29 protein-coding genes, 3 pseudogenes and 1 riboswitch are annotated in these 22392 nt (G+C 42.7%); of the genes and pseudogenes, 7 read left to right on the top strand and 25 right to left on the bottom strand.

From position 1 onward, the window contains the following. Nucleotides 1-204 precede the first annotated feature (204 nt). Nucleotides 205-774, bottom strand: a complete 570-nt coding sequence (locus PCORN_RS10890; protein ID WP_036080342.1) for an NAD(P)H-dependent oxidoreductase — start codon at nucleotides 772-774, stop codon at nucleotides 205-207. A gap of 182 nt (nucleotides 775-956) precedes the next feature. Here PCORN_RS10890 and PCORN_RS10885 point away from each other — a divergent pair, with 182 nt between their 5' ends. From PCORN_RS10885 to PCORN_RS10860, 7 genes and pseudogenes are all read left to right on the top strand, one after another. Further along, on the top strand, nucleotides 957-1355 hold the full coding sequence (locus tag PCORN_RS10885) for a BlaI/MecI/CopY family transcriptional regulator (protein WP_036060470.1): 399 nt from the start codon (nucleotides 957-959) through the stop codon (nucleotides 1353-1355). A 2-nt stretch (nucleotides 1356-1357) separates the two neighbouring features. Next, nucleotides 1358-2299, top strand: coding sequence for a M56 family metallopeptidase (locus PCORN_RS10880; RefSeq protein WP_051999400.1), 942 nt, complete (start codon nucleotides 1358-1360; stop codon nucleotides 2297-2299). A gap of 41 nt (nucleotides 2300-2340) precedes the next feature. Next, nucleotides 2341-2586, top strand: a complete 246-nt coding sequence (locus tag PCORN_RS17400) for a hypothetical protein (protein ID WP_051999399.1) — start codon at nucleotides 2341-2343, stop codon at nucleotides 2584-2586. Between the two features lie 13 nt (nucleotides 2587-2599). After that, entirely contained in the window at nucleotides 2600-2776 is a 177-nt protein-coding gene (locus PCORN_RS19355; protein ID WP_159102570.1) for a hypothetical protein, read from the top strand. A 593-nt stretch (nucleotides 2777-3369) separates the two neighbouring features. Further along, nucleotides 3370-3542: riboswitch (M-box (ykoK) riboswitch) on the top strand. Between the two features lie 287 nt (nucleotides 3543-3829). After that, nucleotides 3830-6415, top strand: a pseudogene (mgtA, locus tag PCORN_RS10870) (magnesium-translocating P-type ATPase); the annotation flags it as partial. Nucleotides 6416-6419: 4 nt separating this feature from the next. Then, complete coding sequence (locus PCORN_RS10865; RefSeq protein WP_036080333.1) at nucleotides 6420-7574, top strand: FtsW/RodA/SpoVE family cell cycle protein; 1155 nt, start codon at nucleotides 6420-6422, stop codon at nucleotides 7572-7574. Further along, entirely contained in the window at nucleotides 7558-8670 is a 1113-nt protein-coding gene (locus PCORN_RS10860) for an FtsW/RodA/SpoVE family cell cycle protein (RefSeq protein WP_036080331.1), read from the top strand. The genes PCORN_RS10865 and PCORN_RS10860 overlap by 17 nt, the downstream gene beginning before the upstream one ends. A gap of 3 nt (nucleotides 8671-8673) precedes the next feature. On the opposite strand, the gene PCORN_RS10855 is transcribed toward PCORN_RS10860, so the two are convergent. The 24 genes and pseudogenes from PCORN_RS10855 to rpsQ form a co-directional block, all read right to left on the bottom strand. Then, nucleotides 8674-9990 carry an MFS transporter gene (locus PCORN_RS10855; protein WP_051999398.1) on the bottom strand — a complete coding sequence of 439 codons (1317 nt, stop codon included), beginning with the start codon at nucleotides 9988-9990 and terminating at the stop codon, nucleotides 8674-8676. Nucleotides 9991-10063: 73 nt separating this feature from the next. Beyond that, nucleotides 10064-10831 carry a type I 3-dehydroquinate dehydratase gene (aroD, locus tag PCORN_RS10850; protein WP_036080437.1) on the bottom strand — a complete coding sequence of 256 codons (768 nt, stop codon included), beginning with the start codon at nucleotides 10829-10831 and terminating at the stop codon, nucleotides 10064-10066. Nucleotides 10832-10845: 14 nt separating this feature from the next. Then, nucleotides 10846-11709 (bottom strand): shikimate dehydrogenase, encoded by an 864-nt coding sequence (locus PCORN_RS10845; protein WP_036080328.1) that lies wholly within the window; start codon nucleotides 11707-11709, stop codon nucleotides 10846-10848. Between the two features lie 127 nt (nucleotides 11710-11836). Beyond that, entirely contained in the window at nucleotides 11837-12109 is a 273-nt protein-coding gene (locus PCORN_RS20870) for a VIT1/CCC1 transporter family protein (RefSeq protein WP_277620194.1), read from the bottom strand. Nucleotides 12110-12128: 19 nt separating this feature from the next. After that, nucleotides 12129-12500, bottom strand: a pseudogene (locus tag PCORN_RS20865) (VIT1/CCC1 transporter family protein); the annotation flags it as partial. A gap of 296 nt (nucleotides 12501-12796) precedes the next feature. Then, nucleotides 12797-13204, bottom strand: a complete 408-nt coding sequence (gene rplQ / locus PCORN_RS10835; RefSeq protein ID WP_036080327.1) for a 50S ribosomal protein L17 — start codon at nucleotides 13202-13204, stop codon at nucleotides 12797-12799. A 27-nt stretch (nucleotides 13205-13231) separates the two neighbouring features. Next, nucleotides 13232-14176 (bottom strand): DNA-directed RNA polymerase subunit alpha, encoded by a 945-nt coding sequence (locus PCORN_RS10830; protein ID WP_036071402.1) that lies wholly within the window; start codon nucleotides 14174-14176, stop codon nucleotides 13232-13234. A 94-nt stretch (nucleotides 14177-14270) separates the two neighbouring features. Then, nucleotides 14271-14660, bottom strand: coding sequence for a 30S ribosomal protein S11 (rpsK, locus tag PCORN_RS10825; protein WP_036060306.1), 390 nt, complete (start codon nucleotides 14658-14660; stop codon nucleotides 14271-14273). A 31-nt stretch (nucleotides 14661-14691) separates the two neighbouring features. Next, entirely contained in the window at nucleotides 14692-15057 is a 366-nt protein-coding gene (gene rpsM, locus PCORN_RS10820) for a 30S ribosomal protein S13 (RefSeq protein ID WP_036060303.1), read from the bottom strand. An 18-nt stretch (nucleotides 15058-15075) separates the two neighbouring features. Next, nucleotides 15076-15189: a 50S ribosomal protein L36 gene (gene rpmJ / locus PCORN_RS10815; protein ID WP_003156543.1), complete on the bottom strand. Its 114-nt coding sequence runs from the start codon at nucleotides 15187-15189 to the stop codon at nucleotides 15076-15078. Between the two features lie 102 nt (nucleotides 15190-15291). Next, nucleotides 15292-15510 (bottom strand): translation initiation factor IF-1, encoded by a 219-nt coding sequence (gene infA / locus PCORN_RS10810; RefSeq protein ID WP_036060296.1) that lies wholly within the window; start codon nucleotides 15508-15510, stop codon nucleotides 15292-15294. Between the two features lie 381 nt (nucleotides 15511-15891). Continuing rightward, entirely contained in the window at nucleotides 15892-16539 is a 648-nt protein-coding gene (locus PCORN_RS10805; RefSeq protein WP_036080434.1) for an adenylate kinase, read from the bottom strand. Between the two features lie 66 nt (nucleotides 16540-16605). Further along, on the bottom strand, nucleotides 16606-17907 hold the full coding sequence (secY, locus tag PCORN_RS10800) for a preprotein translocase subunit SecY (RefSeq protein WP_036080318.1): 1302 nt from the start codon (nucleotides 17905-17907) through the stop codon (nucleotides 16606-16608). After that, the gene (gene rplO / locus PCORN_RS10795; RefSeq protein WP_036065517.1) at nucleotides 17907-18347 is read right to left on the bottom strand and encodes a 50S ribosomal protein L15; all 441 of its coding nucleotides are present in this window, start codon (nucleotides 18345-18347) and stop codon (nucleotides 17907-17909) included. The genes secY and rplO overlap by 1 nt, the downstream gene beginning before the upstream one ends. A 55-nt stretch (nucleotides 18348-18402) precedes the next feature. Beyond that, on the bottom strand, nucleotides 18403-18582 hold the full coding sequence (gene rpmD / locus PCORN_RS10790; protein ID WP_003720933.1) for a 50S ribosomal protein L30: 180 nt from the start codon (nucleotides 18580-18582) through the stop codon (nucleotides 18403-18405). A 16-nt stretch (nucleotides 18583-18598) separates the two neighbouring features. Beyond that, nucleotides 18599-19102, bottom strand: coding sequence for a 30S ribosomal protein S5 (rpsE, locus tag PCORN_RS10785; RefSeq protein ID WP_036060286.1), 504 nt, complete (start codon nucleotides 19100-19102; stop codon nucleotides 18599-18601). A 21-nt stretch (nucleotides 19103-19123) separates the two neighbouring features. Next, a complete protein-coding gene (gene rplR, locus PCORN_RS10780) occupies nucleotides 19124-19483 on the bottom strand; it encodes a 50S ribosomal protein L18 (protein WP_036065516.1) in 360 nt (119 codons plus the stop codon). Nucleotides 19484-19516: 33 nt separating this feature from the next. Next, complete coding sequence (gene rplF, locus PCORN_RS10775) at nucleotides 19517-20053, bottom strand: 50S ribosomal protein L6 (RefSeq protein ID WP_036080311.1); 537 nt, start codon at nucleotides 20051-20053, stop codon at nucleotides 19517-19519. Between the two features lie 29 nt (nucleotides 20054-20082). After that, nucleotides 20083-20482, bottom strand: a pseudogene (gene rpsH / locus PCORN_RS10770) (30S ribosomal protein S8). 32 nt (nucleotides 20483-20514) lie between these two features. After that, nucleotides 20515-20685, bottom strand: coding sequence for a type Z 30S ribosomal protein S14 (locus PCORN_RS18515; protein WP_077913870.1), 171 nt, complete (start codon nucleotides 20683-20685; stop codon nucleotides 20515-20517). Between the two features lie 55 nt (nucleotides 20686-20740). Continuing rightward, nucleotides 20741-21280 carry a 50S ribosomal protein L5 gene (rplE, locus tag PCORN_RS10765; RefSeq protein ID WP_036065509.1) on the bottom strand — a complete coding sequence of 180 codons (540 nt, stop codon included), beginning with the start codon at nucleotides 21278-21280 and terminating at the stop codon, nucleotides 20741-20743. A 28-nt stretch (nucleotides 21281-21308) separates the two neighbouring features. Continuing rightward, the gene (gene rplX, locus PCORN_RS10760) at nucleotides 21309-21629 is read right to left on the bottom strand and encodes a 50S ribosomal protein L24 (RefSeq protein ID WP_036080307.1); all 321 of its coding nucleotides are present in this window, start codon (nucleotides 21627-21629) and stop codon (nucleotides 21309-21311) included. 38 nt (nucleotides 21630-21667) lie between these two features. Then, nucleotides 21668-22036: a 50S ribosomal protein L14 gene (rplN, locus tag PCORN_RS10755; RefSeq protein ID WP_036071388.1), complete on the bottom strand. Its 369-nt coding sequence runs from the start codon at nucleotides 22034-22036 to the stop codon at nucleotides 21668-21670. Nucleotides 22037-22110: 74 nt separating this feature from the next. Further along, nucleotides 22111-22374: a 30S ribosomal protein S17 gene (rpsQ, locus tag PCORN_RS10750; RefSeq protein WP_036080303.1), complete on the bottom strand. Its 264-nt coding sequence runs from the start codon at nucleotides 22372-22374 to the stop codon at nucleotides 22111-22113. Between the last annotated feature and the right edge of the window lie 18 nt (nucleotides 22375-22392).

The following is a 22392-nucleotide window of genomic DNA, read 5'->3' as shown; positions in this document are numbered from 1 at the left end:
GTTTCCATACACCTTTCATTATAGCAGTTATTGTGAAAATTGAATAGCAAAAAGTTAACTGATAATCGTTCTCATTCATGTGTTGGCGCCCTTTTCAGCCTATCTATCAGATTGTGAAAATTAGTTCTAAGAGGGACTAATTCCCAACGTCCAGGTTCCCATCTAATTTCGCCGTAAAACAAACTTCCTAAACACATTTTCACATTAAATAGTACTACTAATCTTATCAATTTTTTGCAGAAATTTATTTATTTTGACTTCATTAGAACCTTTTACATAAGACAACGACGTATGCTTATATGTCGAAATACCGCACATTTTTAGAATTTGTTTACTTAGAACTCGCCCATAATCCTTTTGAATAAAATTAGCATAAACCGCCGGCGTATCGTGCGTATTAATAATCCAAGCCCGCTTCCCTTTTAGCAGTCCAATCGGCCGAATCCCTTTATATTTATACGCAAAATCCTTCGCAAACACCCTATCGATAAATCCCTTTAAAATCGCCGGCGTACTGCTCCACCAAATCGGATAAATAAAAATCAAAAAATCCGCCCAAAGAAGCTGATCTCTATACTCCTTCGTATACGTATCTTTATGCAAATCTCGACGCTTATTCCTACTATCAAAACGTAAAACAGGATCAAATTCCTCTTTGTAAAGGTCAATTTCTCTGACGACATTCTTCTTGCCCAGCTCTTTCTCCACAATTTCTTTTATAGCATAATTTAACCCTTCATGATTTGGATATGTATAAATGAGTAGTACATTCATCTTCCATCGCTCTCCTTGCTTGCTTTGTATTTTGTGCATGATAGACATTTATACATGTTACTCTACTCCATAAAACATCCAGATGCAACACAAGTATCAAAAAGGGGGTTGACTTCCAATAACGAAACATGTTAGTATTTATCCATGGATTACAAGTGTAGTCTTAAGAAAGGAGGAATAAAATGGGGCATTTACCTAAAATATCAGAAGCTGAATTAGAAGTCATCCAAGTTATTTGGAACGAATCTCCACTGACAGCCGGTGAAATAATTCAAGCCCTGGAAAAAGAACACGATTGGAGTCCCAAAACAATACGAACGTTACTCAACCGACTAGTCCAAAAAGAAGCTATTTCCTCCCACCAAGAAAAAGGAAAACTGCACACGTACACCGCATTAGTATCTCGAGAAGATTACATGCAAAGCGAAACAAAATCCTTGTTAAACCGCTTTTACGGCGCTGCTTTCAAACCACTACTCGTGAATTTTATAAAAGAGGAAAAACTATCATCCGAGGACATCGATGAACTCAAACAACTCCTAGATGATAAAGCTGAATCCAATCCCAGAAAGGATAGATAGTTATGTTCCATACGCTATGGCATACGTACCTTCCCTCTATTTTTAACTGGGTCATCGAAACGTCTATTTTGGCAAGCGTGTTGGTCGTGTTCATTCTGTGCATCCGATTCCTCTTAAGAAATTGGCTAACACCGCAATGGAAATACGCATTATGGCTCATTCTTGTGGTGAGACTGGTACTACCTTGGTTTCCAGAAAGCTCATTTAGCATCTATTCCCTGCTACCCGTCACCCCAGTAGCAGAGCCAGTTGCTATCCAAGAAAGTACAACGATAGCACCAGAAACCATCGAGAAAGTACCTGTAATAGCCAAGGAAGTACCTGCTGAAATTGACATATACACTGTCTTTCTATTGATTTGGATACTAGGAATCCTGATTGCCGGAATCTTCATAATAATGACAAACAGGCGTTTATATATCTATATAAGCAAGCAACCACTAATAACTGAAAAAAGAGTTTTGGATATTTATCAGCAATGTAAGCAAAATATGTCCATTGAAAAAGATATCCCTTTACACTATTCCGGAAAAATTTCAGCTCCAACCCTATTCGGAATGAACAAACCTAGGATTTTACTTGATGAAAAACACGTGAAGCATCTAAATAACGAGCAACTAAAATACATTTTTTATCACGAATTATCCCATTATAAACGAAAAGATATCGGCATCAATTTACTGATGAATTGTCTGCTCATTGTCCACTGGTTTAATCCTATTCTTTGGTACGCCTGTCGTGCGATGCGTGAAGATCAAGAAATAGCCTGCGATAATCTGGCTCTGACTTTTATCAATCCCGCAGAAAGAATCGCTTACGGACACACCATTATTACATTAGTCGAGCAATATTCTACGTATTATCAGCCATCCACACTGGCACATTTCAGTAAAAACAAAATAAGATTAAAGAGGAGAATCATTATGATCAAAAAATTCAAATAAAAAAATCACAACTATTAACCGCAGTAGGTTTCATCGCAATTTTGGGAGTATCCGCGTTCTCTCTAGTAGACGTAAAAGCAGAGACAACCGAATCACAAAAACAAGAAATGGCAGCTAGAATGAAACAAGAAGATGCCGTAAACCAAGAAGCAGCAAATAAAGTAGCCAGCGGAGAGTACGACGAAAAAATGGCTGCCGATTACAAAGCAAAAATGGCCGGAGAAAATGTAACTGCTAACGCAACAGACGCAGAGATCGACCAAAAAAATCGCTGCTGCTACCGCTGAAAAGAACAGACAAATGGCTGAGGAAAAAGCCACTCAATCAGATATTGATAAAAAAATGGCTGCTGCTACTGAAGAAAAGAAAAAACAGATGGCCGAAGAAAATGCAACGAATAAGGCAACAGGTGCAGACTACAACGAAAAAGCGGCTGCTGATTACAAATTAAAAATGTCCCAAGAAAACGCAAAATAAGGCTTGAATAACTAAAAACAGACGATGCTCCCCATCCAATGTTCACCCCAAAATCTAGACTAATAATCTGATTTTGGGGTGTTTTATTATGCTGAATAGAATCCACATAACCAACCAATCAAATCCGTAAACAACAAAAATCCCAAACGTCTCATCTGCCCCTCACACTCCATGAATTTTCCATAATCCACACTAAAAATATTACAAATCCCGAGCCCAAACAATGACAATCCGTACAACAACAAAACACAAATAAAAAAAATTTTAAACCCCCTCCAATTCCCCGAGCCCCTCTCACGCCCCTCTTCACCCAACAATTATCTTGCCCTCGCGCAACATTTTTAGGGAAACCCCCTTGACACAAAAAAACATCAATGCTAACCTAGGAAGTGTTAAGAGCAATAATAACTAAAAAAAATCAGCAAGCCAAAAAAAAGTCCCTCCAACGCAAATTCAGATCGCACCTCCAAACTTCAGCGTGCCGACAAATGCTTAGATTCTAGGCAAAGTCGAGTACCGAAGCGGAGTGTACGACTGTACATGAGCATCGGAACGCAGACTTTAACGACGAAGATGAGTATTTGTCGGCACGCTGAACAACCTGTATAGTGAGGCTCCTATATGAATACATGCCACTGCCCAAAAATGTCCAAAGACGCCAATGGGTTGAACAGGGATTGTCGGATTAAGGCTTTCCATAATGTGGCTAAGAAACTCGTTTTCTTTACGTTGTATAGTGCCAAATCTTTAGCGAGGGGAATACTATGTTTTTTATGCGCATAAAATTCTGAATCTCTGCCAAAGTCACTAGACAGGTAGGGATTTTTTTGTGCGTAATCAAGAATGAAATGAAAATTCTGCTATTATGTTTATTATTGTCAAATTATATAGAACGGAGGTGGAGTAGCATGCCACAATTTCTAGAGGACGACCCTGCAGAACCTGAATCATCGAACTTAATAACGGACTGGAATGGCTTTTGCTCCACCAGCAACCTAAAAAAGCCGTGACAGTTTAGAACTGAATCGGAGGATAATACAATGAAAAAAAGCACTAAACAAGTTACGCAATGAACAAGAAGTGAACCGGACGCTACTCCAAGATTCCACATCCAACAAAGACGCAGCTATCGCGAAATACAAAACAACGACCAAAGGCCTAAACGAAGTAGAAGTAACGAGACGACGCACTAAATTTGGTCCAAACATCACCGCCGAACAGAAGCCAACACCGTGGTATGTCAATCTAGCCAAGGCTTTCCACAATCCATTTATTTATATTCTTGCCTTCCTTATGATAATTTCTTACGTGACTGCCGACATCGAGGCGACTATCATTATGGCTCTGATGATTCTATTTAGTGTCATTCTTAGCTTCACTCAATCGATGCGCGCCCAAAAAGCCAGTCTCTCCCTGAAAAACATGATTGAAAATACGACCGCGATTATTCGTGACGGTATGCAAAGAGAAATCCCGATTGTGGATGTCGTTCCAGGCGATATCGTTTTCCTCTCAACTGGTGACATTATCCCAGCAGACGTGCGAATCATCGAAGCCAAGGACCTATTTATTAACCAATCACCACTTACCGGCGAATCGATTCCCGTCGAAAAATTCGTTGAAGCCATCGAAAAAAGTCTCAGCATTTTTGAACGAGACAATTTGGCATTCATGGGCACAGACGTGATTAGCGGTCAAGGTAAGGCACTGATTCTAAAAACTGGCGATAACACCATTTTCGGCTCCCTATCTCAAGAAGCACTCGCCAAACGCGACGAAACCAGTTTTGATAAAGGTGTCAAATCGATTTCCAAATTACTGATGTATCTCATGCTCGTCATGGTTCCAATCGTCTTTTTAATCAATGGAATCATGAAAGGCAACTGGACCGAAGCGCTTCTGTTCGCCGTTGCTGTAGCCGTGGGACTTACGCCCGAAATGCTGCCGATGATTGTCAACACCAATCTCGCAAAAGGCGCCGTTCGCATGGCCAGAAAGAAAGTCATCATCAAAGAACTCAGCGCGATTCAAAACCTTGGCGCGATGGATGTTCTCTGCACCGACAAAACCGGCACGCTGACCAAAGATAAAGTTGAACTCATCGAACACATTGATACGACTGGGGAAACGTCCGATGAAGTCCTTGCGCTCGCCTTCCAAAATAGCCACTTCCAAACCGGCTGGAAAAACATCATGGACCACGCCATCATTTCACATATGGAAAAAATCGGTGACAGCAAACGTTTCACGACACCAGAAAAAATCGATGAAATCCCATTTGACTTTGCTCGCCGCCGTCTCAGCGTTATTTTGCGCAAAAAAGACAGCCTGCAAATGATCACCAAAGGCGCGATTACCGAAATGTTCGACGTCTGCTCCAAGCTTGAAGAAAATGGCGCGATTATCGAGCTAACAGACCCAATCAAAAAACGCCTCCACACGCAATGTGAGGAAATGAATCGCAACGGTATGCGCGTCATCGCCATCGCGACGAAAACCAAGACAGAGAAAGAAACCTTTTCCGTCATCGATGAGCAAAATATGACACTGATTGGCTTCCTCGGCTTCCTAGATCCCGCCAAGCCATCTGCCAAGCCCGCGATTGCCTCTTTGCATGACCATGGCGTAACCGTTAAAGTTCTCACAGGTGACAACGAAATCGTCGCGCAAACGATTTGCAACCAAGTCGGCATTCCATCTGAGAAATTCCTGCTCGGCTCCGATATCGATTTTCTGTATGACGATGAACTAACTGAAGTAACGAGAACCCACCACATCTTCGCCAAACTCACGCCAACTCAGAAATCCCGTATCATTCATCTGATTCGAAAAGACGGTCACACAGTTGGTTTTATGGGTGATGGAATCAATGATGCCCCAGCCCTGCGCAAAGCAGACGTCGGAATCTCCGTTGATACTGCCGCCGATATAACCAAAGATGCAAGCTCTGTCATTCTACTCGAAAAGAGTTTAACCATCCTAAACGACGCCGTAACGGAAGGTCGCAACGTCTTCGGAAACATTCTGAAATACATGAAAATGACAGCCAGCTCCAATTTTGGAAACGTGTTTAGCGTTCTTGTCGCCAGCGCCTTCCTGCCATTTTTACCGATGCTATCGATTCATCTACTTTTGCAAAATCTCATGTACGATGTCTCTCAAATGACGCTTCCTTGGGATAAAATGGACGAATCCTTCTTGAAAAAACCGCGGAAATGGGATCGTAAAAACATGTTGCGCTTCATTCTTCTGATTGGACCCGTCAGCTCGATTTTCGATATTCTCACGTTCGCCATCATGTGGTTCGTCTTTAGCGCGAATACTATCGCCGAACAAGCACTATTCCAAAGTGGCTGGTTCGTAGTTGGCCTTCTGACACAAACGCTCGTTGTACACATGATTCGTACTGAGAAAATTCCATTCATTCAAAGTCGCGCAGCAAAACCTGTGATGATTTCCACCCTTATCGTGATGGGTGTCGGCATTATCATTCCATTCACGTCGTTTGGTCACAGAATCGGACTCGTCAGCCTACCGCTCACCTACTTCCCGTGGCTTATCGCGATTCTAGCAGGCTACATGGTAACCGTCCAAATCGCCAAAAATCTCTACATCAAGAAATTCCACGATTGGATTTAAACCGATGTTTACCAAGCAGAATAGTCTTATTATTCTCGCCTATCTCGCCATTGGAATTTGGAGTTGCCTCATGGTTTACAGCGCCAGTTACGCATCCGCTGGCAACCGTTACAACGTAGCAAGCACCCATTTTGTGACCCGGCAAGCTATGTTTTACACGATTGGTCTCGCTTGCCTACTCTTCTTTGCCAAACTAAAAACCGCACCATTCTGTTCTAAAAAAACGATGAAATTAGCAGGCGGCATCGCTGTCCTCCTGCTAGTTCTCGTTCTACTTACTGGCACAGCAACCAACAATGCCAAGCGGTGGGTTCAACTAGGCAGCGCCACACTACAACCAACCGAGCTTGTCAAAATGCTACTCATCGTTGTGACCGGAAATTTCATCGTGCGCTACTTCCCAAAAATGTCCCAGTCCAACCGTACTAGCTACTTACTCATAGCCTACATCCTATTTTGCGCTGGCCTCATTATTTTGCAACCAGACCTAGGCACAAGCTTCATCATTCTATGTATTTTCGCCGCCCAACTACTCACATCTGGGCTTTCCGCACGCAGACTCAGCCAAATCGCGCTCACCGTCATCCTGTTCGCAGCCCTCAGCCTAGGCATCACGTACCTCATCCATCCTGATTTTTTCAGCCCAGCTCGGCTCGGTCGTTTCGCCTTCCTTGACCCGTTCAGCGAAGCCAATCTCGATGCCTCCTACCAACTCAGAAATGGCTATTACGCGATTGCAGACGGCGGCATATTCGGCAAAGGATTCGGCCAAAGCGTTCAAAAACTCGGTTTCCTGCCCGAATCCCATACCGATTTTATCAGCGCTGTCATCTCAGAAGAACTCGGCATCATCGGCATTCTCGTGACTCTAAGCCTCATCCTATTTTTCATCTGGAAAGCCTTTCACATCGCGCTCCGCAGCCAATCAGCATTCGACACTTCCATCTGCATCGGTTTTGCGACCTGGATTGCGATCCAAGCTTTCTTGAATCTCGGCGGCGTCAGCGGTATGATCCCACTCACCGGCGTCCCGTTGCCATTTATCAGTTTCGGCGGCACATCCATTATCACCCTATCATGCGGCGTCGGATTTCTCATCAGCACCGAACGCCAAATAACCCTCACAGAAAGAAGGAATATCCATGCAAACCAACAATAGACTCCGCGAAAGCCTAGTCGTCATCGTCTGCCTACTATCCATGATCAGCTGCCTCGCAATCTACATGGCCCAACAAACCAACCAATACGACACCAACTTCTTTCGCATGCAAATCATCTTCATCACTGTTGGCTTCGTCGCCGTATTTCTCCTATCAAAACTCGACATGACCTTCGTCCGATCCAACATTATCTGGGTCTATCTCGCCATGCTGATCTTGCTCGCCGGCATCCTCATCCCAAACCCACTCGTAGCAAAAATTAATGGCGCGACACGTTGGTATCAGCTAGCTGGATTCTCCCTACAACCATCAGAAATCGCCAAATCAATGTTCATCGTCGTCATCGCCCATTTTGCGGCAAAATACGAACGCATCATTTGGAAGCAACTACTCATCACTTGGTCACTCGCCGGCGTTGTCCTTCTATTAATCATGAAACAGCCCGATCTCGGCACAACAATCGTCTACTTCGTCAGCGCCTTCACGATCAGCATCCTAGCCCTTAAATCCACCAAGCTCATCATCACGATCCTAACATCACTCGTAGTCGCAGTAAGCGGTGGCCTCTATCTTGTCGTCTATCACGTCAACCTACTCGAAAAAATCGGCTTCAAAAGCTACCAATTCCGGCGCATCCACACGTGGCTCGACCCAGCAAGCGATCCCAATTCCTTTTATCAAGTCGACCGCTCCCTAAAAGCAATTGGCTCCGGAACCATGTCTGGCAGCAACTCCACATCCGTCTACATCCCAGAAAGCCACACCGATATGATTTTCAGCACCATCGGCAACCAATTCGGCTTCATCGGTGCTAGCCTACTGCTCATTCTATTCATGCTCTTCATCCACCAACTCATCATCGCCGCACTACACATGAAAAGCAGTTTTTCCACGTACGTCATCGCTGGTTTTGCCATGATGTTCGCCTTCAATATTTTCGAAAATATCGCGATGACGATCGGCCTCATGCCCCTAACTGGGATTCCATTACCATTCATCAGTTACGGCGGCAGCTCGACACTCGGCAATATGATCGCGCTCGGCATCATTCTCGCTGTCATCAAATGCGACGACACCAGCCTGCGCCGAGCCTAGCAATCAGTCCGAAATCACCTTTTTCTCCTCATCCGGAATTTTTTCAATACGTCCTAAGAACACCGTTATCGATAAAATCCCAACCAGCATCACGACGCCCGCTACAACAAAAGCAATCGCAAAACTTCCCGTCGCGCCAACGATAAACCCCGTCACAATCGGAGCAGCAATCGCCGTTAAATTCCCAATAAAGTTCATAAAACCGCCCACAGTCCCAACCGAACCATTCGGCGCCAAAATCGATGGCATCGACCAATTAATCGTAGACGCGATACAAATTCCCGACACCGCAATACTAAAATAAATAATCGCTGTCTGCGTATCCTTCGTCGTTGCAGCCCCAATAACTGCAAGCCCAAGCAACATCCCAATCGTCAAAAACAACTTCCGAACCTTCGACGGATCAAATCCCCGCTTAATCAGAAAATCAACAAAAAGCCCACCAATTAAGACACTAGAAAGCGCCCCAAAAGCCCATGGAATCGCCGTATACAATCCTGATTTCATAATATCCAAATGAAGTTCCCGCATCAAATAATTCGGCAACCACGTCAAAAATAAGAAGAATGAATAATTATACGCCGCCGCACCGATCGCTAATGCCCACAACTTCCGCTGCTTCATCAAATATACCAAGCCACTTCCTTCACCAGGCGCGACCTTTTTTTGCACATCGCCCGACTGAATATAATCCAGTTCCTCCTTCGAAAGCCGCGGATGCTCCTCAGGATCCCGGTATAACATCCAAAACCAAACACAGTACACAATACTAATCAGCGCCGTCACAAGAAAAGCCTCTCGCCAGCCCCATTTTGCAATAATAAACGCCACCATTGGCACACCAATCACATTCGATAGTTTCGAAGACATATCAAACATCGCCGTCGCAAACCCACGTTCCTTCAGCGGAAACCAGTATCCCGTCGCCTTCGCAGCCGCACTAAACGCCGGAGCCTCCGCCACACCAAGCGATAATCTCAAAATAAATAATGGCAATAACCCACTAATAAAAGCCGTCAATCCCGTCGCAAAAACCCAGACAATCGAACAAACCCGATTCAACCACTTCACGCCAATCCGGTCCAGCACAACCCCCATCGGAATCTGCATCAATGCATACGTCCAAGAAAAAGACGACAACAAAATACCGAACATCGCCGGCGAAATGCTCAGTTCATCCATCAAAACCTGCCCAGCAACCGTCAAATTAATCCGGTCAAAATAGTTCACCAAACAGCCGAATCCAAGTAATAAGCCAATCCAATATCTAAATTTTTTCTTTGTTGTGATAACTTTCCCCAATTCTACCTGCTTCTCCATCCTCTTCCCTCCCAGTCTCACTAATGAAGCCAAACCTCTCAAGAAAAAAAGCCATTTTCCCAAGAGGAACTAATCATCCATTCAAACTTTTGTGCAACAACGCCAGCACTTGGCGCAACTCATCCACCGGAACCTGTCCAGGCGCAGAAACCTTTTTCGCTGCCCCAAATGTCAATGCCGAGCCAAAAATCTCTCCAGCCAAGCGCGAAATAACACCTGTTCCCGCCATCGACATCGTGATAATCGGACGATCCGCATACTTTTCACGCATCATATTCGTCGCACTAAGCAACGTCAACACATCCGCAGCCGAATGCGGCATCACCGCCATTTTAGGCAAATCCGCGCCTATTTCTTGCATCTTCACAAGCCGCGCCACAATCTCATCCTCACTCGGCGTCTTATCAAAATCATGATTCGACATAATCACCTTCGCACCCGCTTGATGCACAGCCTCCACAAGTTGCGCCACTTCCCGCTCACCCGTAAACAGCTCCACATCTACGATATCCGCCATGCCAGTCGCCGCAATTTCCCGATTCAGCGCCACATAACTCGCCACCGGAAAATCACGTTCACCGCCCTCTTTCGCACTCCGAAACGTGAAAATCAGCGGTATCTCCCGCAAAATCCCCCGAATCTCACGTAACATCTCCTTCACTTTCGACAAATCCGCGACGTCCTCATAAAAATCCACACGCCATTCCACGACATCTAAATCAACATCCACCAACATACGCGCTTCCTCAACTAATTGCACCGCCGTCTCACCGACCATAGGAACGCAAATGTTAGGCGCCCCCTCACCAATCACAACACCTCTCACCGAAACAGTCCTCATATCCGTTTCCCCTTTCAAAAAAGTAATGCCTTTATATCCTCAACCGGCATCTCTTCCCCAGTCCAAATTTCAAAAGCCTTAGCGCCCTGCCACAACATCATTCCGAGCCCATTAACCGTCGTGCACCCAACCTCATCCGCCATTTCTAACAAACGCGTCTTCGCAGGCACATACACAACATCCGACACAATCAATTCAGGCCGCAAGTAAGATACATCTGGCACAACACTCTGCCCAACAAGCGGCTTCATCCCAACCGAGGTCGCATTAACAAAAATAATACTATCCTCCATCTCATTCCGAAGCGCTTCCAGATCCGCTAAATCAAAAAGTTGCGCCTTACAATCCGTTTTCGCATTAATATCGCGCACCATCTGCTCTCCCCGCTCGTAGAACTCATCCCTCCTATTAAAAATCGAGATTTCCTTTACACCATCAAGCGCAGCCTGAATACAAATTGCCGTTGCAGCACCACCAGCGCCCGCAATCGTCATTTTTCCTCCAATAATATCAATCTTAGCTTCCGCGAGTGCCCGCATATATCCCGTTCCATCCGTAATATGCCCCGTCAAAATGCCATCATCATTCACAACCGTATTCACCGCTCCCGCAAGTTCCGCAGCAGGAGACAACTTATCCAAATGCTTCTTCACTAACACCTTGTTTGGCATCGTCACATTACATCCACGAATCCCCATTGCCCGAAAGCCCTGCACAACATCCGCTAACTGCTCCGTTCCAACATCAAATGCCAAATAAACATAATCCAATCCTAATTTTGCAAATGCCTCATTATGCATTTTTGGTGATAAACTGTGAGAAATTGGCGTACCCAATAACCCAATTAACTGCGTCTTCCCAGAAATTCGCTCCGTCATACTTAAAAACACCCTTCCTTATTATGTATATCATTCCTTTGTCAGCAAAATCAGTAAATTCATCCAACTCCACAATCATACCAGAAACACACACACCTTTTCCAGTCACTTTATCTATTTGCTCCTATCAAATACCAACAAGCGTCCCAACACTATACGTCACAAGCATCGTCAACATTCCGACAACCATATTCCGTACAATCGCATTTCGCTTCGGCGCCTCCCCTAAATAAGCACTGATATACCCCGTCAAAGCAAGCGAAATCAAAACCACCACAAAAGTCAGTCCAATCCGAATACCTGATGGCAAAAGTAGAATTGAAAGTAACGGCAAAATCGCACCAACAGAAAAAGAAGAACAAAGAAGATAACGCCGCCTGCCATGGATTCGCAAAATCATTCAGCTGCAGACCAAGTTCCGCCTCCGAATGCGCCGCCAATGCATCCTTTTCCATCAATTGTGCCGCTACCTGCTTGGCTAAATCTGCTGATAATCCCTTCTCTATATAAATATCTGCTAATTCTTCTAGCTCGCCATCATAATCATTAGCCAACTCCATTTTTTCCTTAACGATAACTGCTTCTTCCGTATCCTTCTGCGTACTCACCGAAACATATTCCCCGCCAGCCATTGACAAAGCTCCCGCCACAAGCCCCGCGATCCCAGCAATGAAAATCGTCCCAACATGAGTCGTCGCACCAGCCACACCAATAACGATACCAGCCACTGATACAATCCCATCATTCGCACCAAGCACACCTGCACGCAAAATATTTAACTTCTGGCTCATCGTCGAATTCTTCAAAACCTCATCCCCTCATCATATAAATCATTATATCGGACTGTAGCGATTTAAACAAGAAAGCCTAGCCATTAGAATCTTGGCTCACAAAAAAAAGACCTATCGAAATAACAACGATAAGCCTTTCTTGCATATGTAAAATCGTGAATAAGGGTCTCCCCTTGATTCACAACAAAAAAAAGCCTGCGCCTCTCTCCACGCTTATGCGAGAGAGAAGACACACAGAGCTAGACAAAGACGGCGAACCGCTCTATCATAACACTCCACTTGCTTTAACACATGAATTATACTAATTCAATGATAACCATTGGTGCGCCATCACCGCGACGAGGACCTTTTTTCATGATACGAGTGTATCCGCCTTGACGTTCCGCGTAACGTGGAGCAACATCATCAAATAATTTTTGTAAAGCGTAAACTGGACGATTTTTTGTCACAGTGTTACCATCTTTATCTTTCACTTCTTTTTGTACCACGTTAACAACTTCGTGACGTACAAAAGCAGCTGCTTTACGACGAGAATGCAAGTCTCCTTTTTTACCAGAAGTGATTAATTTTTCAACGACAGAACGAATCTCTTTAGCTTTCGCTTCAGTTGTTTCGATACGTTCGAAAACGATTAAATCAGTCGCTAGATCACGTAGCAATGCTTTACGTTGCGATTTAGTACGACCTAATTTTCTGTAACCCATGGATTTCCCTCCTTCACAAAGTAAAAATTAATTTTCGTTTCTTAAACCTAAGCCAAGGTCAGACAGTTTTACTTTCACTTCTTCTAAAGATTTACGACCCAAGTTACGAACTTTCATCATATCATCCTCAGATTTGTCAGCTAATTCCTGTACTGTATTGATTCCAGCGCGTTTCAAACAGTTGTAAGAACGAACAGATAAGTCCAATTCTTCAATTGTCATTTCAAGCACTTTCTCTTTATGGCTTTCTTCTTTTTCAATCATGATTTCTGCTTTTTGGGCTTCATCCGTTAAATCAACAAAAATATTCAAATGCTCTGTAAGAATTTTTGCTCCCAAGGAAACAGCTTCTTCAGGGCTAATACTTCCATCCGTTAAAACGTCAAAAGTTAGCTTATCATAATTCGTGGATTGTCCAACACGCGTTGTTTCCACTTGATAGTTAACACGGATAACCGGGCTAAAAATCGAATCAACTGGCAACACACCGATTGGCATATTTTCACGTTTATTTTGATCCGCAGGTGTATAACCACGACCACGTGCCGCATTAAGGCGAACATGGAATTTCGCGTTATCACTAAGAGTACAAATATGAAGATCTGGATTCAGAATCTCAACATCGCTATCGTAGTTAATATCGCCAGCAGTTACTACCCCAGGACCTTGCATATCAATTTCCAAAGTTTTATCATCTTCGGCATACACTTTAAGTGCAAGTTTCTTGATATTCAAAATCATGCTTGTTACATCTTCTACTACACCTTCGATTACAGAAAACTCATGTAACGCTCCATCGATTTGGATAGATGTCACTGCTGCACCAGGAAGAGAAGATAACAGAATACGACGTAAGGAGTTACCCAAAGTTGTACCATATCCACGCTCTAGTGGCTCTACAACAAATTTTCCATACTTGGCATCATCGCTGATCTCAATCGTCTCGATTTTCGGTTTTTCAATTTCGATCATTCAAATTTACCCTCCTTCAAAACGTCTCTTTGGCTAAGATCCTTATGAAGAATCTCGTGACAATAGTTCAAAGTTGCGAACAAAATACGACTACTTAGACACGACGACGTTTTGGAGGACGACATCCGTTATGAGGAACTGGAGTCACATCTTTAATAGCAGTTACATCAAGACCTGCCGCTTGAAGTGCACGAATTGCTGCTTCACGTCCTGAACCTGGTCCTTTAACTGTTACTTCCAAAGTTTTCAAACCATGTTCTTGTGCAGCTTTTGCACACGTTTCAGCCGCTAATTGCGCCGCGAAAGGTGTTGATTTACGAGCGCCTTTAAAGCCTAAAGCTCCAGCACTTGACCATGCTACTGCATTACCGTGCATGTCAGTAATCGTTACAATTGTATTATTGAATGTAGAACGAATGTGTGCAATACCAGCTTCGATATTCTTTTTCACACGACGTTTACGAGTATTAGTTTTACGTACCATTCACAAACTACCTCCTTTACTTACTGATTAATTATTTCTTCTTACCTGCGACCGTTTTTAATGGGCCTTTACGAGTACGTGCGTTGTTCTTCGTGTTTTGTCCACGAACTGGTAGACCACGACGATGACGCATGCCACGATAAGAACCGATTTCGATCAAACGTTTGATATTCAAGTTCACTTCACGACGAAGATCACCCTCAACCTTAATTTTGTCAACTAGTTCACGGATTTTACCAAGTTCTTCTTCAGTCAAATCACGAGTACGAGTATTTTCAGAAACACCTGCTTCTTTTAATACATCTTTAGCCGTTTGGTTACCGATACCATAGATGTAAGTCAAAGATATTACGATACGCTTTTCGCGCGGAACATCAACACCTGCAATACGTGCCATTTATAAAAGCACCTCCTCTTATCCTTGTTTTTGTTTATGTTTCGGATTTTCACAAATTACCATTACTTTACCTTTTCTGCGAATAACTTTACATTTCTCACAGATTGGTTTTACTGATGGTCTTACTTTCATGTAGATATACCTCCTTGTTTACTAGAGAAAATGTCTCTATAAACCGATTGAAAAACAGCTGGCGAACCAGACCGGTATATAATTTCATTTCCGAGTCAATTATTATTTAAAACGGTAAGTGATTCTGCCACGTGTCAAGTCATACGGGGAAAGTTCCACCGTTACTTTATCACCTGGTAAAATACGAATATAGTGCATACGGATTTTGCCAGAAACTGTAGCTAAAACAGTATGACCATTTTCTAGTACAACTTTGAACATCGCGTTAGGCAATGTGTCTTCCACTGTACCTTCCACTTCGATTACATCTTCTTTTGCCATAAGTTGCTACCTCCTTACTCTTTTAACTGGACCATTTACAGGTCTGCCATTTCTTTTCGCGTAAAATTTTATTACATGAAAAAACGCTAGACATACCAAAATCGTTCCCCACGACAAGGAATTAATTTTATACATCTTCAGACAATCGGTAAAAGTACGGTCCCGCAAAAATGGAAGTACAAGTGCATCTGGCTCGAGTTCGAACGCCTTCATATCACTATTTCCAGTAGCATTCCTATTTATCCAGATGATCTTCAGACAATCTCTCGTTCATCATGTTTCGCATAGTTGTTACTCACTGCACTGCCAATTACCCATTATACTACAAAACAAAACATTTTGCACTACATAGGTACCGACTGTAAAATAAGCGATGATTTCTTAAAATGAAGCTAGAATCTTATCTACGTCTTCGAACACGACATCAATATCTTGTTCTCCGTTGACCGCAAACAATGTTCCTTTTTCACCATAAAAATCTAACAATGGTTGCGTTTGTTTGATATTAACATTTAAGCGATTTTCCACAGTTTCTGCTTTATCGTCTTCACGTTGGTAAAGCGTAGCACCATCGATGTCACAAATCCCCACTTGTTTGGGAGGATTGAAAACTTCGTGATACGTTTTACCACATGTTGGACAAATCCATCGTCCAGTTAGACGTTTCATCAGGCTGCTTTTATCTACTTGAATGTTAACAACAGCATCAAGCTTTGTTCCAAGGTCCGAAAGAATACTTTCTAATTCCTCGGCTTGCTCAACAGTACGTGGAAATCCATCAAGCAAGAAACCATTCTTAGCATCATCTTCAGCTAAGCGCTCACGAACGATACCGTTTGTCACATCGTCAGGAACTAGATTGCCGCTATCCATAAAGGATTTAGCTTTCAGACCTAATTCTGTGCCATTTTTTATTGCTGCGCGGAACATATCCCCAGTTGAAATGTGAGGAATATTGTATTTCGCTACAATTTTTTCAGCTTGCGTACCCTTACCGGCACCGGGCAGTCCCATTAACACTAGTTTCAACTGTATCGCCCCTTTATTAGTAGCACGTCGGGGCATGAGATTTGACACTCCTGCCGACCCACGTGTTTATTTGATAAATCCTCGGTAATTTCGTTTCACAAGTTGTCCTTCTAATTGTTTTGTTGTATCAAGGGCTACCCCGATAACAATCAGCAAGCTCGTACCACCAATGGCGATAGACTGCGGAAGATCGAATACGGCAGCTCCAATTGTAGGCATGATTGCTACTACAGAAAGGAAAAGCGCACCAACAAAAGTCAGACGATAAAGCACACTCGTAAGATACGCTTGTGTTTCACGGCCAGGACGTTTACTTGGAATATATCCACCTTGTTTCTTCAAGTTATCTGCCACTTTCTCAGGATTCACTTGAATGAACGCATAGAAGTAAGTAAATGCGATAATCAAGGCAACATACAGACACATACCAATCGGTTGCGTATAGTCAAAAATTTGTTTTAAGACTTTCACAACTTGGCTAGTTGAGTCAACGAAGGCAAAGCTCAAAATAGTTTGCGGTGTAATGATAAAGGCACTTGCAAAGATTACCGGTATAACCCCAGCAGAGTTAAGTTTAAGCGGTAAATGCGTTGCTTGTGCTCCACCAGTTTTTGCACCAGCGACACGTTTTGAGTATTGAATTGGAATCTTACGCAATGCTTGTTGGAAGTAGATAACGAGCACAATGATCGCTAAAACTGCCACAGCAATGGCGATAAGAATCAGAACGCGCATGAACAACTGATCACCAGCATCTTCAATTTGTGATACGTAGAGAGAACGTATACCATCAGGAATACGAGCCACAATACCAGCAAAGATAATAATGGAAATACCATTACCAACGCCACTCACAGTAATTTGTTCACCTAACCACATCAGGAACATTGTCCCAGTCGTAAGAACAACCGCAATTGCCAAGTATTGAGGGATAGAAGGATTAATAATAAAGCCAGAACCACTCAATCTATTGAAACCAAAAGCCATACCGAAAGCTTCGACAAGCCCTAGTCCAATCGTTAAATAACGCGTCAACTGTGTAGATTTCTTACGTCCCATCTCACCTTGTTTTGACCACTCAGTAAGTTTAGGCACAACATCCATTTGTAATAGTTGCACGATAATCGATGCGGTAATGTAAGGCATAACACCCATCGCGAAGATTGAGAAGTTCTTCAGCGCACCACCATTGAAAGTATTCAGGAATCCTAAAATCCCTGTTTCCATCGATTTTTGAATCGTAGCTGCGTCCACTCCCGGTACCGGAATAAATGTCCCGATACGGAAAATGACAAGCATAGCTAACGTAAACATAATTTTCTTACGAATGTCTGCAACTCTGAAAAAATTGATCAACGTCGAAAACATTAGATCACCTCAGTTTTTCCACCAGCAGCCTCGATAGCCTCTTTAGCAGCTGATGAGAATTTGTTAGCTTTCACTGTAAGTTTTTTCTCGATTGCGCCGTTAGACAAAATCTTAATTCCAGATTTTGCGTTACGAACGATACCTGTTTCAATTAATAATTCAGGTGTTACTTCTGTACCTTCTTCAAAGCGATTTAAAACATCAATGTTGACAACAGCATACTCTTTGCGGTTGATGTTTGTAAATCCACGTTTTGGAATACGACGGAACAATGGTAATTGTCCACCTTCGAAGCCTAGGCGTACACCGCCACCTGAACGTGCTTTTTGACCTTTGTGACCGCGTCCTGATGTTTTACCGTTACCAGAACTCATACCACGACCAACACGATTACGCTCTTTACGAGAACCTTCAGCAGGTTTAAGTTCGTGAAGTTTCATGTCAAGCACCTCCTCCTAATTATGATTTCATTCATTTGAAATTTGTATTAATAGCTTAAACTTCTTTAACGTCCACTAAATGACTAACTTTAGTGATCATCCCACGAATTGCAGGATTATCTTCTTTTACAACAACAGAATTAGTTTTTCCCAAGCCTAAAGCTTGAACTGTTTTGCGTTGTGGTTGAGGGCGTCCGATTAAGCTACGTTTTAGAGTAATTTCTAATTTCGCCATAACGTTTATTCCCTCCTTATCCTAGTAATTCTTCCACTGTTTTGCCGCGTAATTTCGCAACATCTTCAGCTTTTTTAAGTTGTTTGATACCGTCGAATGTAGCGCGAACCATGTTGATTGGTGTGTTAGATCCTAGTGATTTACTAGACACATCAGCAACACCAGCAAGCTCAAGGACAGCACGAACTGGACCACCAGCAGTTACACCAGAACCGGCGCTTGCAGGTTTTAGGAGAATTTCTCCACCACCAAAATGACCGATTGCTGTGTGTGGGATTGTAGTGTCAACAGTTGGTACGAAGATCATATTCTTCTTAGCATCGTCAATTGCTTTACGGATAGCATCTGGAACTTCTTGTGCTTTACCAGTACCGAATCCAACATGACCGTTTTTATCGCCAACGACTACGAGCGCTGAAAAACGGAAACGACGACCACCCTTAACTACTTTCGCAACACGGTTGATAGTAACTACGCGTTCTTCTAATTCTAATTTGTTTCCATCGATTTGTTGAGGCATGTAAGTTGTCCCTCCTTCTTTTTAAAATTCCAATCCATTTTCACGAGCAGATTCAGCTAAAGCTTTTACACGACCATGATATAAATAACCACCGCGGTCAAATACAACAGCTTTAACGCCTTTTTCTGTAGCGCGTTTTGCAACGATTTCGCCTACTTTTGTAGCAGCGTCAACTTTTGACTCAGCTTTAGGGAAATCTTTATCTACGTTAGATGCGCTAGCGATTGTTACACCGTTAACATCATCGATAAGTTGAGCATAAATGTTTTTGTTTGAACGGAATACGTTCAAGCGTGGACGAGCTGCTGTTCCAGAAATCTTAGAACGAACACGACCATGTCTTTTTTTACGCACTTTATTTTTGTCGATTTTGGTAATCACACGACTCACCTCTTCTCTTAGCTTTATGCGGCATTATTTACCGGTTTTACCTTCTTTACGACGTACAAATTCGCCTTCGTAACGGATACCTTTACCTTTGTAAGGCTCTGGTGGACGTACGGCACGGATGTTTGCAGCCAATTCGCCAACGTGTTCTTTGTTAATACCACGAACGATAACTTTCGTATTCGCTGGTACTTCTACTTCAACACCTGGACGAGCTTCGAATTCTACTGGATGAGAGTAACCTACATTTAAAACAAGAGTAGTACCTTGTTTTGCAGCACGGTAACCGACACCAATAAGCTCAAGAGTTTTTTCGTAGCCTTCAGATACGCCGACAACCATGTTATTTAAAATAGCACGTGTCGTACCATGAAGAGCACGGTGTGTTTTATTGTCAGAAGGACGAGTCACATTGATTTCGCTTCCTTCGATATTTATTGACATTTCTGGGTTAAAAGTTTTTACAAGCTCACCTTTAGGGCCCTTAACAGTTGCTGTTGAACCATCTAATGTTACTGTAACACCAGCTGGGATAACAATTGTTTTTTTACCTATACGGGACATTTATTGCACCTCCTTGTGATTTTCTTGTTTTACCAAACGTATGCTAGAACTTCTCCGCCCACTTGTTTAGCGCGAGCTTCTTTGTCTGTTAACAAACCTTGAGAAGTAGATACAATTGCAATACCTAAACCGTTAAGTACTTTTGGTACCTCATCAGCTTTAGCGTAAACACGAAGACCTGGCTTACTGATACGCTTAAGTCCAGTAATTACACGCTCATTAGCTGCACCATATTTAAGGAAAACACGGATTGTACCTTGTTTGTCGTCTTGAATATACTCAACATCACGTACGAAACCTTCTCTTTTAAGGATTTCAGCGACTTCTTTTTTTAATTTTTGAAGCAGGAACTTCTAATTTATCGTGACGTACCATATTGGCATTACGAATACGAGTTAGAAAATCTGCGATAGGATCTGTCATCACCATGAAAAATTTACCTCCTTCCCATTATTGGGTTTTTACCAGCTTGCTTTTCTGACGCCGGGAATTTGTCCTTTATAGGCAAGTTCACGGAAGCAGATACGGCATAGTCTAAATTTGCGAATAACGGAATGTGGACGACCACAACGTTCACAACGAGTGTAAGCTTGAACAGGATGTTTCGGTGTGCGTTTTTGCTTCGCGATCATTGATTTTTTTAGCCACGTTTGCGCCTCCCTACTTATTTATTGATTACTATTTGGATTACTTTTGAAACGGCATTCCAACATGTGTCAGTAATTCTTTTGATTCTTCGTCAGATTTAGCAGTAGTAACGATTACTACGTCCATTCCGCGAACTTTACTTACTTTATCGTAATCAATTTCAGGGAAAATCAATTGCTCTCTAACACCTAGCGTGTAGTTACCGCGACCGTCGAAGGCTTTTTTAGAAACCCCACGGAAGTCACGAACACGTGGTAAGGAAACAGTAATTAATTTGTCTAAGAAATCATACATGCGGTCTCCACGTAGCGTTACTTTCGCACCGATTGGCATTCCTTCACGAAGACGGAAACCAGCGATTGAATTTTTCGCTTTTGTGATTACAGGTTTTTGACCAGTGATTAGAGCTAACTCTTCCACTGCACTATCCAAAACTTTCGCATTTGCTGTTGCGTCACCAACACCAGTGTTGATTACGATTTTGTCGATTTTTGGTACCTCCATTACGGAGTCATAATTGAATTTGCTCATTAAAGCAGGAACAATTTCCTTAAGATATCTATCTTTAAGGCGATTCATGTAATATTCCCTCCTTCCTCAAATACTTTTATTTAGTTGCGTCTTTTATAACTTCACCGGATTTTTTAGCTACGCGTACTTTCTTACCGTCCTTGATTTCACGGTTCACACGAGTTGGTTCACCAGTCTTGGGATCGATAAGCATTACGTTAGATACGTGAATCGGTGCTTCAACATTTAAAATTCCACCTTGCGGGTTAACGTTTGATGGTTTTGTATGTTTTTTAACCATGTTAAGTCCTTCAACGATCACGCGATCTTTCTTAGGGAACGCAGCGATAATTTTGCCGGATTTACCTTTATCTTTACCAGTAATAACTTGAACTTTATCACCTTTTTTGACATGCATTGGGTCTAGCACCTCCTTGAGATTGAAACTACAGTATTTTAAAGAACTTCTGGAGCCAAAGAAACGATCTTCATAAAGTTGCTATCACGAAGTTCGCGAGCAACAGGTCCAAAAATACGTGTTCCACGAGGACTTTTATCATCACGGATTATAACACATGCATTTTCATCAAATTTGATGTAAGAACCGTCTTGACGACGTGCTCCACTCTTAGTACGAACGATTACCGCTCTAACTACTTCACCTTTTTTGACAACGCCACCTGGTGTTGCTTGTTTAACAGTACACACGATTACGTCACCAATGTTCGCAGTTTTGCGTCCTGATCCGCCTAGTACTTTAATTGTTAATACTTCACGAGCACCAGAGTTATCAGCGACTTTCAAACGACTTTCTTGTTGAATCATTAGGATACCCTCCTTCCAGACATACAATCAGGAAATTTATTTTTCCTAGTAAAACTATTATTACGAATCACGATTTAAACTAATACAGCTTTCTCAACAACATCTAGTAAGCGGAAACGTTTAGTCGCCGATAATGGACGAGTTTCAGCAATGCGTACTAGATCGCCTGTTTTAGCTACATTATTTTCATCATGCGCTTTGAATTTTTTAGAATACTTCACTCGCTTGCCATAAAGCGTGTGTTTCTTATACGTTTCAACAACGACAGTAATTGTTTTATCCATTTTGTCGGATACAACACGTCCTGTATATACTTTACGTTGGTTACGTTCAGACATGTATTAAAACCTCCTCCT

Source organism: Listeria cornellensis FSL F6-0969 (assembly GCF_000525855.1).
In the GTDB taxonomy this organism is placed as follows: domain Bacteria; phylum Bacillota; class Bacilli; order Lactobacillales; family Listeriaceae; genus Listeria_A; species Listeria_A cornellensis.
Note: the sequence above shows the minus strand (reverse complement) of the source record. Positions and strands in the feature narration are given on the sequence as shown.